This is a genomic window from Vibrio salinus (assembly GCF_021272385.1).
GTDB classification, from domain to species: Bacteria; Pseudomonadota; Gammaproteobacteria; order Enterobacterales; family Vibrionaceae; genus Vibrio; species Vibrio salinus.
This window is the reverse complement of record NZ_JAJSDZ010000010.1, coordinates 266,777-282,270: the sequence shown is the minus strand read 5'-3', so window position 1 is coordinate 282,270 and position 15,494 is coordinate 266,777. Positions and strand designations below refer to the sequence as shown.

General features: G+C 37.5%; 13 protein-coding genes, 1 pseudogene and 1 riboswitch. Of the genes and pseudogenes, 9 read left to right on the top strand and 5 right to left on the bottom strand.

Annotated features, from left to right (window positions below; all coding sequences use genetic code 11):
• The first annotated feature begins 65 nt into the window (after positions 1-65).
• A riboswitch (FMN riboswitch) is annotated at positions 66-207 on the top strand.
• A gap of 102 nt (positions 208-309) precedes the next feature.
• Complete coding sequence (gene ribB / locus LRQ06_RS14780; RefSeq protein WP_232767684.1) at positions 310-966, top strand: 3,4-dihydroxy-2-butanone-4-phosphate synthase; 657 nt, start codon at positions 310-312, stop codon at positions 964-966.
• A gap of 53 nt (positions 967-1,019) precedes the next feature.
• On the opposite strand, the gene LRQ06_RS14775 is transcribed toward ribB, so the two are convergent.
• On the bottom strand, positions 1,020-1,382 hold the full coding sequence (locus tag LRQ06_RS14775; protein WP_232767681.1) for a MaoP family protein: 363 nt from the start codon (positions 1,380-1,382) through the stop codon (positions 1,020-1,022).
• 150 nt (positions 1,383-1,532) lie between these two features.
• Between LRQ06_RS14775 and LRQ06_RS14770 the strand changes: the two genes are divergently transcribed.
• Together LRQ06_RS14770 and LRQ06_RS14765 are read left to right on the top strand one after the other, a co-directional pair.
• Positions 1,533-2,426 carry a LysR family transcriptional regulator gene (locus LRQ06_RS14770; RefSeq protein ID WP_232767678.1) on the top strand — a complete coding sequence of 298 codons (894 nt, stop codon included), beginning with the start codon at positions 1,533-1,535 and terminating at the stop codon, positions 2,424-2,426.
• 83 nt (positions 2,427-2,509) lie between these two features.
• Positions 2,510-2,929, top strand: a complete 420-nt coding sequence (locus tag LRQ06_RS14765; protein ID WP_232767675.1) for a hypothetical protein — start codon at positions 2,510-2,512, stop codon at positions 2,927-2,929.
• Between the two features lie 20 nt (positions 2,930-2,949).
• Here LRQ06_RS14765 and nhaD read toward each other — a convergent pair whose 3' ends face one another.
• The 4 genes and pseudogenes from nhaD to LRQ06_RS21235 all read right to left on the bottom strand — a co-directional run.
• Positions 2,950-4,389 carry a sodium:proton antiporter NhaD gene (gene nhaD, locus LRQ06_RS14760; RefSeq protein WP_232767672.1) on the bottom strand — a complete coding sequence of 480 codons (1,440 nt, stop codon included), beginning with the start codon at positions 4,387-4,389 and terminating at the stop codon, positions 2,950-2,952.
• A 317-nt stretch (positions 4,390-4,706) separates the two neighbouring features.
• Positions 4,707-5,033: a hypothetical protein gene (locus tag LRQ06_RS14755; RefSeq protein WP_232767670.1), complete on the bottom strand. Its 327-nt coding sequence runs from the start codon at positions 5,031-5,033 to the stop codon at positions 4,707-4,709.
• Between the two features lie 780 nt (positions 5,034-5,813).
• Positions 5,814-7,244: a 6-phospho-beta-glucosidase gene (locus LRQ06_RS14750; RefSeq protein ID WP_232767667.1), complete on the bottom strand. Its 1,431-nt coding sequence runs from the start codon at positions 7,242-7,244 to the stop codon at positions 5,814-5,816.
• A 296-nt stretch (positions 7,245-7,540) separates the two neighbouring features.
• Positions 7,541-9,451: pseudogene (locus LRQ06_RS21235) on the bottom strand (methyl-accepting chemotaxis protein); the annotation flags it as partial.
• Positions 9,452-9,980: 529 nt separating this feature from the next.
• On the opposite strand from LRQ06_RS21235, the gene dmeF reads away from it, so the two are divergent.
• The 6 genes from dmeF (at position 9,981) to tssC (ending at position 15,494) form a co-directional block, all read left to right on the top strand.
• A complete protein-coding gene (gene dmeF, locus LRQ06_RS14735) occupies positions 9,981-10,874 on the top strand; it encodes a CDF family Co(II)/Ni(II) efflux transporter DmeF (RefSeq protein ID WP_232767664.1) in 894 nt (297 codons plus the stop codon).
• A 1-nt stretch (position 10,875) separates the two neighbouring features.
• The gene (locus LRQ06_RS14730) at positions 10,876-11,292 is read left to right on the top strand and encodes a MarR family winged helix-turn-helix transcriptional regulator (RefSeq protein WP_232767657.1); all 417 of its coding nucleotides are present in this window, start codon (positions 10,876-10,878) and stop codon (positions 11,290-11,292) included.
• A gap of 667 nt (positions 11,293-11,959) precedes the next feature.
• The gene (locus LRQ06_RS14725; protein ID WP_232767656.1) at positions 11,960-12,244 is read left to right on the top strand and encodes a type VI secretion system PAAR protein; all 285 of its coding nucleotides are present in this window, start codon (positions 11,960-11,962) and stop codon (positions 12,242-12,244) included.
• Positions 12,228-13,274 (top strand): SEL1-like repeat protein, encoded by a 1,047-nt coding sequence (locus LRQ06_RS14720; RefSeq protein WP_232767654.1) that lies wholly within the window; start codon positions 12,228-12,230, stop codon positions 13,272-13,274. The genes LRQ06_RS14725 and LRQ06_RS14720 overlap by 17 nt, the downstream gene beginning before the upstream one ends.
• Before the next feature lie 182 nt (positions 13,275-13,456).
• A complete protein-coding gene (gene tssB, locus LRQ06_RS14715; RefSeq protein WP_232767652.1) occupies positions 13,457-13,954 on the top strand; it encodes a type VI secretion system contractile sheath small subunit in 498 nt (165 codons plus the stop codon).
• Between the two features lie 58 nt (positions 13,955-14,012).
• Positions 14,013-15,494, top strand: a complete 1,482-nt coding sequence (gene tssC / locus LRQ06_RS14710) for a type VI secretion system contractile sheath large subunit (RefSeq protein WP_232767649.1) — start codon at positions 14,013-14,015, stop codon at positions 15,492-15,494.

Below are 15,494 nucleotides of genomic sequence, written 5' to 3'. Positions count from 1 at the left end.
TCTTTTCAATAAACAGGCAAAGTTATATTATGTTCTACGCACCTTATTTAAGAGGTGCGTAATTTTTTAATTCTCAGGGCGGGGTGGAAGTCCCCACCGGTGGTAGATCGTATAGATGAGCCCACGAGCGCTTAGAAATTTCTAAGGACAGCAGATCTGGTCAGATCCCAGAGCCGACGGTTATAGTCCGGATGAGAGAGGATAAATGCAAATACCCGGACGACACTCGTTTGTAGTGTAGTCTTGCCTTTAGTTTATTCAAAATTCCCATCATATTTGCCCTGATTCAGGTTTATTCAAGGAGATACCATGAATCAGTTTATGTCATTAGCCGAATTTGGCGATGCAACCCAACGTGTAGAAAGTGCACTTGAAGCACTGAAAGAAGGCAGAGGCGTTCTTCTGCTTGATGATGAAAATCGAGAAAATGAGGGTGATCTCATTTATTCTGCTCAGAATGTAACACCGGAACAAATGGGATTTATGATCCGCGAATGCAGCGGTATTGTCTGCTTGTGTCTGACGGATGAAAAAGCCGATGAGCTTGGTTTGACTCCTATGGTAAAAAATAACAGCAGTAAAAATCAGACCGCTTTTACCATTTCGATTGAAGCAAAAGAAGGGGTGACAACCGGTGTTTCTGCGGCTGACCGAGTTACGACAATTCAAACTGCAATCCGGCCAGATTCTAAGGCCAGCGATTTATCTCACCCAGGCCATGTGTTTCCTCTACGTGCACGATCTGGTGGTGTGTTAGTTCGACGTGGTCATACGGAAGGAACCGTTGAGTTGATGAAACTGGCGGGATTGATTCCGGCAGGGATATTGTGCGAAGTGACTAACGCTGATGGAACCATGGCAAGAACGCCGGAAATCATTGATATGGGGAAAAAGCACAATTTGCCTGTTTTAACCATTGAAGACATTGTTGAATATATTTCAGTCAGTCAAAAGCAAATTGCTTAATATCTTGTTTATTAATCAGGAGGCTTTTTAGCCTCCTTTTTTACACTGTAAATCTAATCTTCACCTGGCAATGGCTGATCTTCATCAATGTAGTCATCACCGATATTCTCTGGTTTACTGCGTCCATTCAAAGTGTGAAAGCGTTTTCTGTCTCTCGATAGATGGATATATTTAAGCCACACTTTTTCCAGTTTTGTTTCTGCGGCCTTTTCATTATTCAGTACCGCCAGAAAATGTTTTTCCTCATTATTGACCGGAGACAATTCACCTGATTCTATATGTAACATAGTGTCTCCGAAATGGATAAGTAGATCCTCTTCCGTTATTGTAAAATCTCCGGATTTCGCGAAACCGCGAGGGAACTTTTTGGTATCATAAAAGCGTTTTTGCCCTGGGCGGAATTCTGTTTGAGACATGTATACCTCTTGCTAATAGTTCCACAACAAATAACAATTTATTAATCGCGAAGTTAGGCGGAATCTGGCAAAAAGAAAAACAAAATTTTTTTATTGTTATGATTAATATTCTTTATGATTGTCCTGGTGTTAATTTGAGGCTGGATTTTTATGGACGTAAAAGTTTTTAGAACATTTTTAGAGCTGGCTAATGTGCGACATTTTGGACGTGCTGCTGAGAATTTATATTTAACTCAGGCTGCTGTTAGTGCCCGTATTAAACAGTTAGAAACATTTTTTGACACACAGTTATTTACACGTGACAGAAATAACATCAAATTAACGTCTGCCGGTGAGCGTTTAGTGGGCTATGCTGAGACGATGGTGATGACGTTACAACAGGCCAAATCTGAGTTATCCATGCAGTCTGGAAAAAATCTTCAGCTTACTATTGGTGGAGCTGCAAATATATGGGATGCGTATTTGCAAAACTGTCTAAGTCAGGTTACTGATACCTTTGTCGGATACGGTTTTATTGCTGAGGTGATGAGCCGGGAGCAGCTTCATAGAGGGTTGTTGGAAAGAACACTTGATATGGCATTCGCATTTGAGCCAATAAAAGTGGAAGAACTGGAATCGAAAAAAGTTACGGATCTGATGCTGACTTTGGTTTCAACTGACAATCATGACAGCGAATCGGCTTTTTCTCATCACTATGTTTACGTTGACTGGGGGGTTCGGTTTGCTGCTGAGCATAATGAACGGCATCCTAATATTAAAGCGCCTTTTTTAAGAACATCGACAGCCAGAATAGCACTCGACTTTATTCTGGAAAAAGGTGGAAGTGCGTATTTACCTCTTTCGCTGGTCAAGCCTTTTATCGAATCCGGACAGTTATATCAGGTTATGGATGTTGAGCTTTGTCAGTGGCCGATATATATGAGTTATAGAAAGAATAGTACATCTCTGGAAGCAATTACCCAGGTCAAAGAGCTGGTTAAACGCATCGATCCACTGACTTCTTATATTGTTCAACAGGCTGGTGACGTGTTACTTACGGAGTAATTCTTTGTATTATTTGAGGATATGGCAAATATAAGCTATTTCTTAATAAGGGAAGTTGTGTCAATTCGGTGAGAGTCTTTGATATGTTAGGCAGACAAAAGTTCGACCGCTTCTCTTTTAAACGTTTTTTCTGCGTGAGTTTTATTTCTTTGTTTTTACTAACCGGATGTTTGAAAGAGAAATTAGATCACTGGTTAAATGAAGAAACCTATCTATTCAGTGGTACCTATGATAATCAATATAACAACGATACATTGGTTTTTCGTGATGGTTCCGTATTGATTTCTTCACCCCACCGTGCTCTTAGTGTTCCTTATGAAGTTGACGGGACTTTAATAACCATTCAGGTTCGTAATAATTCAAAGGAGAAACGTCCGGATATTGTTATGAGAATTCATGGTGACGGAGAAGTGCTTACCTGCAGCGCTTGTGCAAAATATAACCTGAGTAATATCTGGGTTAAAGTGAATTTCATTCCCCGAAGTGAGGCCGGCACACAGTAACTATGCCGGCAAAAGCTTTCTTACATAGCGAAAAGGGCACTATTCAGCCACAAATGAGCTATGACACTGGCAACATAACCTAGAAAGATAACTGGGGTCCATTTTAAATGAGAGATGAAGGTATATTTACCTTCTGATGCTCCCATCAGGGCTACCCCGGCAGCTGAACCAATTGAGAGCAGACTACCCCCAACTCCCGCCGTCAGTGTAACCAGTAACCAGTGGCCGTGAGACATGATTGGATCCATTGTTAATACAGCATACATAACTGGTATGTTATCGACGATAGATGAAATGATACCAACAGATACGTTTGCCCACAGTGGGTCCCATTGAGTGTATGCGAGGTTTGAAACTAAGCCTAAGTATCCCAGCAGACTTAAACCACCAACACTCATTACCACACCATAAAAGAATAAAAGAGTGTCCCATTCTGCATTAGATATGCGCTTGAATACATCAAATGGAACGACGGATCCTAAGCTTTTTAATCTGTCCATATCATTGCGGATCCGGGCCAGTTCCGTTTCTTTAGCAACAAACTTTGGTAATGTTCTACGCAGATAGAATCCAAACAATTGTAAATAGCTAAGCCCTAGCATCATGCCTAGTACCGGCGGAAAATCAAACCCAATGTGGAAATAAACAGCAGTAATAATTGTGGACAGGAAGAGAAAGACAATCCTTTTGGCACCCCTCTTCATTCGTATATTTTTGCTTTCGAGCTTTGGTGCATCTTTAGGGATAAAGATTGCGATAATTAACGCGGGCAAGAAGTAATTAATAATACAAGGAATAAATAAATCGAAGAACTGAGCAAATTCAACTTTACCGGTTTGCCAAACCATTAATGTTGTAATATCTCCAAAAGGGCTGAATGCTCCGCCGGCATTAGCCGCTATGACGATATTAATACAGCTGAGAGTAATAAATTTTTTATTGCCTTCGCCAACTTTCATCACAACAGCACACATTAGTAGGGCAGTAGTCAGGTTGTCGGCAATCGGTGAGATACAAAAAGACAATATACCGGTAAACCAATAAAGGGTTGTGAATTTAAATCCTTTATTGATCATCCATGATTTCAGATAGTCAAACAGCCTTCGTTCTTCCATGGCATTTATATACGTCATGGCGACCAGTAAGAACATGAGTAATTCTGCATATTCAAGTAAATTGTGTTCTAATGCCGCTTTCGCCGATTCACTTAATCCCATCTGGTGATAGGAATAACCAATTAATGCCCATATCAGGCCGGCAGAAACCAATACTGGTTTGGATTTTCGTAAAGATATTTTTTCTTCCATCATGACAACGGCGTAGGCAATAATAAAAATTAATACGCAGGAATAGCCTACCCATGTGGATGTCATATTGTTAACAGAAAAATCAGATGCATAAGAAATATTTGGAAAAATACAAATTATCAATGATATAAATATATAATATTTAGGTACCATATGATGTATACCTCTTGTTTATAAAGACGAACACATTCTAATCTAAATAATGAGAGGTAAGACTGAGTCATATCAATAGAATTGATAGATATTAAAATAAATCTTTAATAACGATGATTTCAGTGAATATATTTTACTATTATTACTCTTCTAAAAAATAATAGTTATCATTTTGTGACTATCAATAGATAAAGTGATATTTTTCAATAAAAACATAATATTTATGAGAAGTTGTTATGCTGTACTTGTTTTTATTAAAAAAGCCAGACATGTTGTCTGGCTTTGTATTCAATGAATTAAATGATGAATCTTGTTAATTACTGGTAGCTGGCAAGAAAACGCTCAGTCGTGTATGACTGTCCGTTTGGTTCCTGAATACTGATTTTCAGAGAGTTAGCTACATTACTGTGGTTTCTTACAAAAACATTACCGGTATCGGATGTTTTGTAAGTTTGGATGTTACCTGCTCCAGATACTTCAACGGGCACATTGTTAACAGGCTGACCATTTTGTGTCACATGAACAACGGCTTCATTATCAAGGTTAAATACTTTTACATTATAAGGTTGTGAATCTGCAGCAAATACGCTTGCTGATGCTATGGTTCCTACTAATAATGCTGTTACTGTTAATACGTTTTTCATAATATCACCTTTAAATTAGATTATTTATCGTTCTTTCTAATTACGGGATTCATTATGTGCTTAAATTGAACGTTGTTCGATAGCAAAAAATTGTTCGTATAATTCAGAAAATTTGAACCAAGTCACACTAATAATATCTGGCAGATAATTTATAAAATGTATTATGCAATTTTATTATTGCTATTTGTTTCAGTCATTTTTTTGTTATTTTCGATTCTTACCAGAAGATTCTCTTGTTATCGGTCTACCTGAAAGACTTTTATGCAGGGTTATATTCAGTTGCCAGAGATGAGGTATGTGACATTGCCAGATTGATGGCGTTGGCCGTTATTCTTTGATAGGTAGGGCTACCATTGAAACCCCTGGGACCCATTATTACCTTCTACAATCAATTCTTGTTAAAAGGAATGTAATTTTCTTCCAGACTGGTGACGACAGTACACCATAATCGAGGTACATTTTGGGCTGACCAGAGATTTTAAAGCGTCTAATTTTCCATTTTTTGTTATGGCTACCCATGACTAACAGCTTCTTATTGGCTTTTTGGACGTGCGTAGCGACTTGTTGCCAGTGATTGAGCAACCGGATTGTTACACGTATTGCTAATCGTTGCCATGAAAGCTGGCAGCTCCTTTCAATGGATGGTTCATTTGGTGTCAAGGGAAGAAAAGTCTACCTAAAGTCTGATACGGATTGAATGAAAATTTTTGTATTGTGGAGGTTTCCCTCCACAATACAAATGTTGTCAGAATTTGTTACAATAAAGTATTACGTATTTGTTCAAAGCTCTTTTCCGTTTGTGGCTATTACTTTCTGATACCAGTAGAAACTGTGTTTTTTTCTCCGGCTGAAGTCACCACTTCCATCATCATGCTTATCAACATAGATAAAACCATAACGTTTTTTATATTCGCCAGTGGTGAATGATACGCAGTCGAGGCACCCCCATGGTGTGTATCCCATGACATCGACACCGTCAACAGTAATGGCTTTTTTGACTTCTTTTATATGTGCCGCAAGATAAGTTGAGCGATATTCATCATTAATAGTGCCGTCTTTTTCTATGGTATCAACTGCACCGAATCCGTTTTCTACAATGAAAATGGGTTTTTCATACCGTTCATATAATTCGGATAAGGCATATCTCAATCCGATAGGATCAATCTGCCATCCCCATTCTGAAGCAGGCAGATGTGGATTTAGGCGGCTCTTGCCAAATATGGATTGTTCAGCATTTTCTGGTGGAACTGCGTCAACAATATTGGTCATGTAATAACTGATTGCGAGGAAATCGGCACACCCTTGCTGAAGGATTGCGTCATCACCACTTTCTTTAACAATAGTAATGTTGTTTCTTTTCCATTCCTGAAGCAGATAGCGAGGGTAATGACCCCTGATCTGAACATCACTGAACAGATACTTTTCTCTCATGGATGTCTGAGCCTGGATCATATCATCAGGTTTACAGCTTGCCGGATAGAGAGGCATCATGTGAATCATACTACCAATCCGGAAGTTCGGATTGATTTTGTGTCCCTCGGTTACAGCTAGTGCACTGGCAATAAACTGATGGTGCAATACCTGGTACATGACTTGTTCCGGATTATCATGATTGGTATAGATGACGCCTGAATTGCAATAACCGAATAATGGATAGCGCCAGTTTCGCTGATTATTAATTTCATTAAAAGTGATCCAGTATTTCACTTTATTTTTAAACCGGGCAAATACCGCTTTACTGTAGTTAACAAAGAAATCAATAACTCTACGATTTGTCCAGCCGCCATATTCTTTAACTAAGTGTAGAGGCATCTCAAAATGAGATAATGTGATAACTGGTTCAATATTGTGTTTTAATAATTCATCAAAAAGATCATCGTAAAATTGCAGCCCCGCTTCATTCGGTTCCGCTTCATCACCTTTAGGGAAAATACGTGTCCATGCAATGGAGGTTCTGAAGCATTTGAAGCCCATTTCCGCGAAAAGTGCGATATCTTCTCTATAATGATGATAAAAATCAACAGCATCATGATTGGGGTACATTATTTCAGGATCGACACTATCTGTTATTTGTCTGTTTTTTCCATTAGCTCCTTTGGATAAAACGTCAACAATACTGGGACCTTTACCGTCAATATTCCATGCGCCTTCAACCTGATGAGCGGCGACTGCACCACCCCATAAAAAGTCGTTTGGAAACTCAGAATTCATTGTGTTGGTTCCTTTAATTCATCGTTTTATCAGCGTAGTATATCGTTGTTTCTAAAAATATGAACCGGTTTCATTTCTATGTTTTCTAATCTGTTGTATAGCTGATGACTCTGATGGTTTGAGAATAAAATAAAGCCCTGTTTTACCAGAGCTCATTGTGACCTTAAATGAATAGTAAATTAAAGTTGTTGGTTGGTAAGACGCATAATGACGTCGAGATTTTTATCTATTTGTTGCATCTGAGTTTCGACCTGATGGATATCATGAATGCTGGACTGAATCCGGTCAGATGCATGCTCCGATAAGGAAAGCATTTGATCCATGCCGTTAGTCACATCCTGAGATGACTGATCAACTTTAGACATTAACTCGATTGTGGTTTCAATCACTTCTTTTATTGAATCGATTGAGCTATAGACATTATCAACCGTTTCTCCTGTTGTGCTCAGACTTTCCTGTGTATTAAGAGATAAGTTTCTGACTTCATCGGCAACAACAGCAAAACCTCGGCCTTGCTCTCCGGCCCGGGCGGCTTCGATGGCTGCATTGAGGGCTAACAAATTTGTTCTTTCTGCAATGCCATTGATAACGTTCAGGATATCCTGAATTTTATCCGAATTTAGCTTTAACTTATCTGCATAACTTTGCAGTTCCTGACTATGACTAGCTTGATTTTTTACCTCAGACGATAATGTAGAAAACAGAGATTGGATGTTATTTAAAATACCAGAACTGTCTTCTGCATAGTGGGCAACATCTGTAAAACTTTCCAGGATAGTTGTCAACAGAGTCCGGTATTGTGACAGATCGTCAATGGTTCTCTTCTGAAGCGTTACCATTTTTCGGTAACTGTTTAGTTGCGACTCCGTAAAATAAGAGCGGAAGTTACTGTAGTGAAGAGGAAAGTTATCGGCATAATCGTCAATAAATGTTTCATCTTTATTTATTTTGTATAAGCATAAGGCCGTTAGGGTTTCATTTTGGTGGACGCCTAAGAATTCACCAAATGTACTGAAACCACCAGTGGCTGGAATCGGATCAAAATGATGAATATTTTTGATGGCCTGAGCGTTTTTAAGGCGGCGAAGAATACAGTCATTTGCAATCATTGCAACTGGAGATGCGGATTTCCCTTTTTTGAATTTCTCGTAGTCTTTTTGCAGAGATTGACTGAAATCCACGGATTTCATCAGAATGAGTTGATCACCAAAAGCAAAATCGCAGAAAAAACTGATATTGCCGTTTTCGGTATTGATTTCTGAAATGGAGCGAATAAAGATTTCTTCACCAATTTTTACGCCAAAAGTATGTCCGTTAAGCGCATCTTCCAGTTCATCTGATGAGCACTGGAAATGTTGGCATAATGCGTCAACCGGTGTGACTAACTCCAGACTGGATTCGTCAAGAAAAGAAGAAATGGTTCTTGTAACGGCATTACATTCTGAAATTGTGAAAACAGTTGAGGTTGGTTCGTAGTTGTGGCTTTTGAGTATGCCGTACCGAACATCTTCACTGAGTTTGGTAAAAATCATACAGGCTTTGTTCTTTATTACATTGCCGTCAATGCTGACATCTGCCTGTTTGAAATCCAGTTTTCCTCCAGCAGAACCACCAATGAAATAACAAGGAAATAATCCGGATTTGTACAGAGCCTGAACAAAAAAGTTTTCTGATCCTGATAAGCCATCGAAGAAAACCATGCCAAGTGTATCGGGATAGTTAATCGGGAAAGGGGGAACAACGGATTTTATATCTCTTTCAATTTTCTCGATTCTTTCTTTATTCGAGAGCTGTGGGAACCCTTTTTTTATATCTTCGCAATAGAGAGGAACGGACGTAACATGCACTTCGCTGAATACATTGCTGCTGAAACTTTGCAGAACAATATTATCCCAGCTGTTACTGGTTTCGTGGTATAAACCATCTGAGTTTTTACCTCCTAACTCTCCTGCACTCATCAGGCAAATTACGTGTTTTGCAAATGGCATTGCCTTTTTTAATTTTGTTGAGATGGAGTCAAATGGAAGGTGGGGTGATACAAACGCAAGCACAAGGGTTGTTGAGCCTAATTGAAAGTTCAGGTTGAGTAAATTTTCAGCTGAAATTTGTGAACTGCTAATGGCTTTTACCTTCGCATATGAATCCAATCCCGGATTAGTTGATATTACGTTTTCTTTGTCATTTTTACGCCAGGATAAATTAAACATAAAGATTCTCTTTTTTAGTTCAACAAGTGGTAGATATTCTTAATCGCTGCTTATTTCCTTGGTCATTCGACCATGCCGATTATGTTGTTGTAACAGTCTATTCAGACTATATAAGTGTGTCTGTGTGGGTTTTATGTTAAGTAAACTAACAAGAGTATAGTCAAGTATTACATATGTTGTTCTTTGTATAACATTAGTGGTGTGTTGTACTAGTTTTCCTATTAGCCCTTCTGATTGAATAAAATTGCAACAAAAAGGTCAATAGACATTTGTTACATTATTGATGATGTTATCTATTATTTTTTCATAAGCATAGAACGTATTCGAATAGAAAGAAGTGGGAAAAAGTTTGTACGGATATCTTAGCGATCAGAGCAAAACGATTATTTCGAAGAAAACAGAGACTGTTTTGATTAACTATTTGTTATTTAATGTCTTTTATCTCATGATGATTTTTTGAAAAAATAATTTGATAATCAAATTATTTGATCAATAATATAAATTGATAATCAAATGATGGTAATGAAATATGAATTGCACCGATAAAACACAGTTTTCAATGTTTGATGTAAAGAATGAACAGAGAACAAAATTTGTTCTCTGTCTGACGTTGATAATGATGATTGTAGAAATTCTTTCTGGCTATCTTTTTGGGTCAATGGCTCTTCTTGCGGATGGCTGGCATATGGGAACTCATGCCGCAGCTTTTGGTATTACTTTATACGCTTATCATTTTGCTAAAAAAAATCAGCTAAACCGGGAGTTTAGCTATGGCACTGGTAAAGTGAGCGTATTAGGCGGGTATACCAGTGCTGTTGCTTTGGGAGCTGTTGCTCTTATGATGTGTGTTGAGTCTGTTGAGCGGTTCTTTCATCCTCAATCCATTCAATTTAATGAGTCTATTTTTGTTGCTGTTATTGGGTTAACCGTCAATGTGATTAGTATGCTTATCTTACATGACCATGACCATGACCATGACCATGACCATGACCATGACCATGACCATGACCATAATCTCAGAGCGGCTTATTTTCATGTATTGGCAGATGCGATTACCTCCGTGTTGGCTATCATCGCGTTGCTGGTTGGTAAAATGTTTGGCTGGTACTGGCTTGATCCCATGATGGGTATCGTTGGGGCTTTTGTTATTAGCTGGTGGGTAATTGGATTAGTGAAACAAACGTCACCGGTTTTACTGGATAAACAGATCGAGCAGGGATACGAACAGTCTGTTAAAAAAGCAATAGAAGATGCGGGAGGAATGATCAGAGACATTCATATTTGGCGAATCAGTGCGAAGCATTATGCCGCATCACTACGTATTCAGGCAGAGACATGCCAGGACGCTAAATATTTCAGGCAGGCATTGTCTCATTTTGATACCCTTAATCATTTAACACTGGAAGTGAACTCAAGAGGATAGTATGACATCAATAGTACAGTTAAATAATTTGTTTACTGAGTTTTATGACAAGTTTGCTTCGTGGGAGCAATCAGTCGTGCGTGAGAGCAATTATTCACTGGCTCAGATTCATACCCTGGAAGTTCTTGGTTCATGTGGTGCAATGAAGATGAAAGATTTAGCTGTACGTTTGGGAATAACAACAGGAACTTTGACTGTTCAGGTTGATAAATTGGTTAAAGCATCATTAATCGAGAGAATTTATTCTCAGGAAGACCGGCGTACAATTCTTGTTGATCTTACCGATAAAGGCAAAGCCGTATTTGAACATCATAATCATTTACATCTGACTTTTACAGAGGAACTTCTTAAAGGTGTCGATCAGAAAGAAGAAGAATTATTAATTCAAATTTTGAATAAAGTAAATAATAATTTTTAAGTCATATTATTGTAAATTTTTTGTCAGAATATCAAAAATTAATCATAAAAAAGATGAATTGTTTATTAAATATAAATATTGTGACTTCGTTTCAAATTAATATGGATAATGATATTTTTTGATTATACTTTCTGGGATTAATATTGATTGATTTTTTTGTTTTTTCTTTATTTGAATCGAAAACTTATTGTTTTTATATACTTTTCTATCAATTCTGTTTTATTTTTGAGAATCTTACCTTAGCAAAAATTAATAATGCCTTCAGAGTGGTTAAAATCACTATAGACCGAGCTTATTTCATAAAAAAACTGATCAATATACCAAAAAACAAATAAAAAAAAACAGATTTACGCATATAAATGTCAAATCTTTGTAAAGTTCTCATTTTTAAGTCATTTTCAAATAATACTATGTGATTTTTGCCTAAACTTTATTTTTTAATATCGATAGATTAATCATTAAAAGAACTTTCTGGATTTATTTTTAAAATTTAGTAATATTTCGCTCGTTGAGCAAACTTTTGCTCGCTGGGCAATTTCTTGCTTTAAATTAGGCTTAAAAACAAGAATTTTGAAATTAAGAACACATATTGTTTCTTATTTTTAATACAAAAAAATAGATAAAATTGAGTTAAATAAATTATCAAGTTAAACGTCAGAGTGTTTTTATGGGAAACGGTATAGTAGTTGGACATATTGGGACAAACCATGATGGTTTTCCTCCTACACCTGTAATTTCAGGTGCGGGAACAGTTACCTATGATGGTATTCCGGCAGCAAGGTTAGGTGATCCGCTTGTTATTCATGCAAAACCTCATAACCCTCCTCATCCTAGGTTTATTGCTGCTGGTTCTTCAACGGTAATGATAGAAGGGAAACCCGCAGCAAGAGTCGGAGATCCAGTAACCTGTGGTGGCGTGTTAGTAGGTGGTAGTAGTGTCAATATTGGATAATTTAAGTTTTCGCCAATCTAAGTTTATTGCTGGTTTTGTCGTATTTCTTTCTTTTACATCTGTAGGAGCTTTGGCAAAGTCTTCCACAGATGTATCTGATACAGCAAAAGGAAAGTATGACTTAGGTTCTTATACTGCGCTTCAGGCTTATGAAGCTGGCAAGTTGATGAGGGCCCAATTTAAAGATTCGCTGGCTCGGCCTTATCTGAAATATTCAGCTGATAAAGGTAATGCTGATGCTGCTTATTTATATGCCATGGATGTTTTATCTGACAGTGCAGGTTCCAATGTTTCTGATCTGGCAAAGAAATATCTGATTAAATCAGCCAATGGTGGACAGCTTAATGCATCGTATTTTCTCTATAAAAATGGGACCTGGTTCAGGAACGCTACCCGTTTGAAATATAGGAATTTATATCATGATGGTTCGATTGAACTAGCGGCTAAAAAACCAGGAAAGGCCAGCTATGATTTATATTTGTATTATAAAGACTTAAATGATTCTAAGGCGAGTTATTATTTAAAAAAAGCTCAGGAGTATGATTATCCTTCAGCCATTCTGAATGCATCAATCAAGTCATATAATGATCAAAATAATCCAGTTATTAATTCCCTGGCTATCAAAAATGTAGAAAAAATAGCAAAGGAAGGATTTATTCCTGCTATTCGAGCCTGTGTTGATTATTATGAAAATAAAAATGACTTTAAGACATCGTTAGAATGGAAAGAGATAGCTCTGCAACATGGAGACCTCATGTCATTAGCTTCTCTGGCTAAGATATATGCTGGATTAGTTTCAAGTTACAAATTTGTAAAACCTGATTTAATTAAGGCAAATGCTTATTTATCTATGTATATAGATAATGCAGGTAAAAATCATTTTTCATATTTATATGGCATGGTTGAAGATTTGTATTCCGATGTGTCAGAAAAGATGACAAAGGAACAAAAAAGCAAAGCAAAATTGTTAGTAAACAAATATAAAGATAAAGTGGTTTTTTATAATTACGACACTCTTTGGGATATATAATTAACGTTAAATTATCTTAGATCTGACGCAATGTTAACAATAATATTTTTCTATTGTTTTTATTAATGATGTTTTAAAAACAAGACGAATTATTAAAGACTTAATTGTTATCATCGCTCTTGAATTAATAAATTCATTTTCATTAACAATATTATTTGGTATAGGAACCGGAGACTTATTTTATGTCTAAAAGTGGAAGTGTAGCGCCAAAAGAGCGGATTAATATTAAGTATGTTCCCGCTAATGGTGACGCTCAGACAGAAATAGAATTACCGTTTAAAACGCTGGTGATCAGTGATTTTAAAGGTCATGAAGAAGATACCCCTATTGAAGAAAGAGAAACAATTTCTGTCGATAAGAATAACTTCGAATCAGTAATGCGCGAAAGCAACCTTGAGTTAAATACCGTTGTTTCGAACAAACTTAATGAAGAAGAAGGTGAACAACTTCCGGTAAACCTCAACTTTAAATCATTAAAAGATTTTACTCCTGATTCGGTCGCTAATCAGGTCCCTGAGTTGAAAAAACTGATTGAACTAAGGGAAGCATTAGTCGCATTAAAAGGTCCTTTAGGGAACATTCCTGCATTCAGGGAACGTTTACAAGACCTAATGACTTCTGAAGAGTCCAGAGAAAAACTATTAGCTGAGTTAGATGTTGTCAGTGGTAGTGATAAATAGGATTGAATTTAACTAAATATCGACGTAATACTCTCGGTATTTTATTGGGGATAAAACAATGTCTGCAACAGAATCTGTACTTGAGCAATCCGGTGCTCAGGCAAGCAACGGTGGATTGCTTGAAGAAATTATGACTCAAACCCGAATTGCACCTAACGAAGAAGCTTACGATATCGCTAAGAAAGGTGTTGCGGCGTTTATTGAGAATTTATTGAATTCGGATCAGGATTTTGAACGAGTCAATAAATCGTTAGTTGATCAAATGCTGGTGGAACTGGATAAAAAGATCAGTACCCAAATGGATGAAATTCTTCATAATGATGATTTTCAGCAGTTGGAATCAACCTGGCGTGGTCTGAAGTTGCTTGTTGATAAAACGGACTTTAAAGAAAACAATAAAGTCGAAATTTTGCATGCAACAAAAGAAGAAGTACTGGAAGACTTTGAATACTCTTCAGATACCACTCAGTCTGGTTTATATAAACATGTATATTCGGCAGAATACGGGCAATTTGGTGGTGAACCGATTGGCGCAATGTTGGGTAACTATGTGTTCTCGCCATCAACACAGGACATGAAGCTGCTTCAGTACATGGCTTCTCTTGGAGCGATGTCTCATGCTCCATTTATTTCCAGTGTCGGTCCGGATTTTTTCGGTATTAACTCTTTTGAAGAGTTGCCTAATATTAAGGATGTCGGTGCAATTTTTGAGAGTCCAAAATATGCAAAATGGCGATCTCTGAGAGAATCTGAAGATGCGCGCTATCTTGGCTTAACGGCTCCTCGTTTTTTACTTCGTACGCCTTATGACCCTAGTGATAACCCAATTCGCTCATTTAATTATCAAGAAAATGTTGTTGATTCTCATGACGATTATTTGTGGGGAAATACTGCTTTTGCATTTGCTTCACGAATGACAGACAGTTTCGCCAAATATCGTTGGTGTCCGAATATTATCGGTCCACAGAGTGGTGGTGCTGTTGAAGATTTACCTGTGCATGTATACGAATCAATGGGTGCATTACAGACAAAAATTCCGACTGAAGTTCTGATTACTGATCGTAAAGAATTTGAATTGGCTGAAGAAGGCTTCATTGCTCTTACCATGCGTAAAGGCAGTGATAATGCGGCTTTCTTCTCTGCAAATTCTGTTCAGAAACCGAAGCTCTTCCCTAACACAAAAGAAGGTAAAGTTGCTGAGACTAACTATAAGTTAGGAACTCAATTACCTTATATGATGATTATCAACCGTTTAGCGCACTATTTGAAAGTTCTTCAGAGAGAGCAGATTGGTGCATGGAAAGATAAAAAAGATTTAGAGCGAGAGTTGAATTCCTGGATAAAACGCTACGTTGCGGATCAGGAAAACCCACCGGCTGATGTACGTAGCCGTCGCCCTTTGCGTTCTGCTCATATTGAGGTTTCTGACGTTGAAGGTGATTTGGGTTGGTATAAAGTGTCTCTGGCTGTTTGTCCTCATTTTAAATATATGGGTGCAAACTTTGAATTATCTCTGGTCGGTCGTTTGGATAAAGCATAA

Excerpts from the sequence above, each read along its gene's own strand:
- nhaD (WP_232767672.1), bottom strand. The coding sequence starts at position 4,389 with ATGGTACCTAAATATTATATATTTATATCATTGATAATTTGTATTTTT.
- LRQ06_RS14770 (WP_232767678.1), top strand. The coding sequence starts at position 1,533 with ATGGACGTAAAAGTTTTTAGAACATTTTTAGAGCTGGCTAATGTGCGA.
- tssB (WP_232767652.1), top strand. The coding sequence starts at position 13,457 with ATGTCTAAAAGTGGAAGTGTAGCGCCAAAAGAGCGGATTAATATTAAG.
- tssC (WP_232767649.1), top strand. The coding sequence starts at position 14,013 with ATGTCTGCAACAGAATCTGTACTTGAGCAATCCGGTGCTCAGGCAAGC.
- ribB (WP_232767684.1), top strand. The coding sequence starts at position 310 with ATGAATCAGTTTATGTCATTAGCCGAATTTGGCGATGCAACCCAACGT.
- LRQ06_RS14775 (WP_232767681.1), bottom strand. The coding sequence starts at position 1,382 with ATGTCTCAAACAGAATTCCGCCCAGGGCAAAAACGCTTTTATGATACC.
- dmeF (WP_232767664.1), top strand. The coding sequence starts at position 9,981 with ATGAATTGCACCGATAAAACACAGTTTTCAATGTTTGATGTAAAGAAT.
- LRQ06_RS14765 (WP_232767675.1), top strand. The coding sequence starts at position 2,510 with ATGTTAGGCAGACAAAAGTTCGACCGCTTCTCTTTTAAACGTTTTTTC.
- LRQ06_RS14750 (WP_232767667.1), bottom strand. The coding sequence starts at position 7,244 with ATGAATTCTGAGTTTCCAAACGACTTTTTATGGGGTGGTGCAGTCGCC.
- LRQ06_RS14725 (WP_232767656.1), top strand. The coding sequence starts at position 11,960 with ATGGGAAACGGTATAGTAGTTGGACATATTGGGACAAACCATGATGGT.
- LRQ06_RS14730 (WP_232767657.1), top strand. The coding sequence starts at position 10,876 with ATGACATCAATAGTACAGTTAAATAATTTGTTTACTGAGTTTTATGAC.
- LRQ06_RS14755 (WP_232767670.1), bottom strand. The coding sequence starts at position 5,033 with ATGAAAAACGTATTAACAGTAACAGCATTATTAGTAGGAACCATAGCA.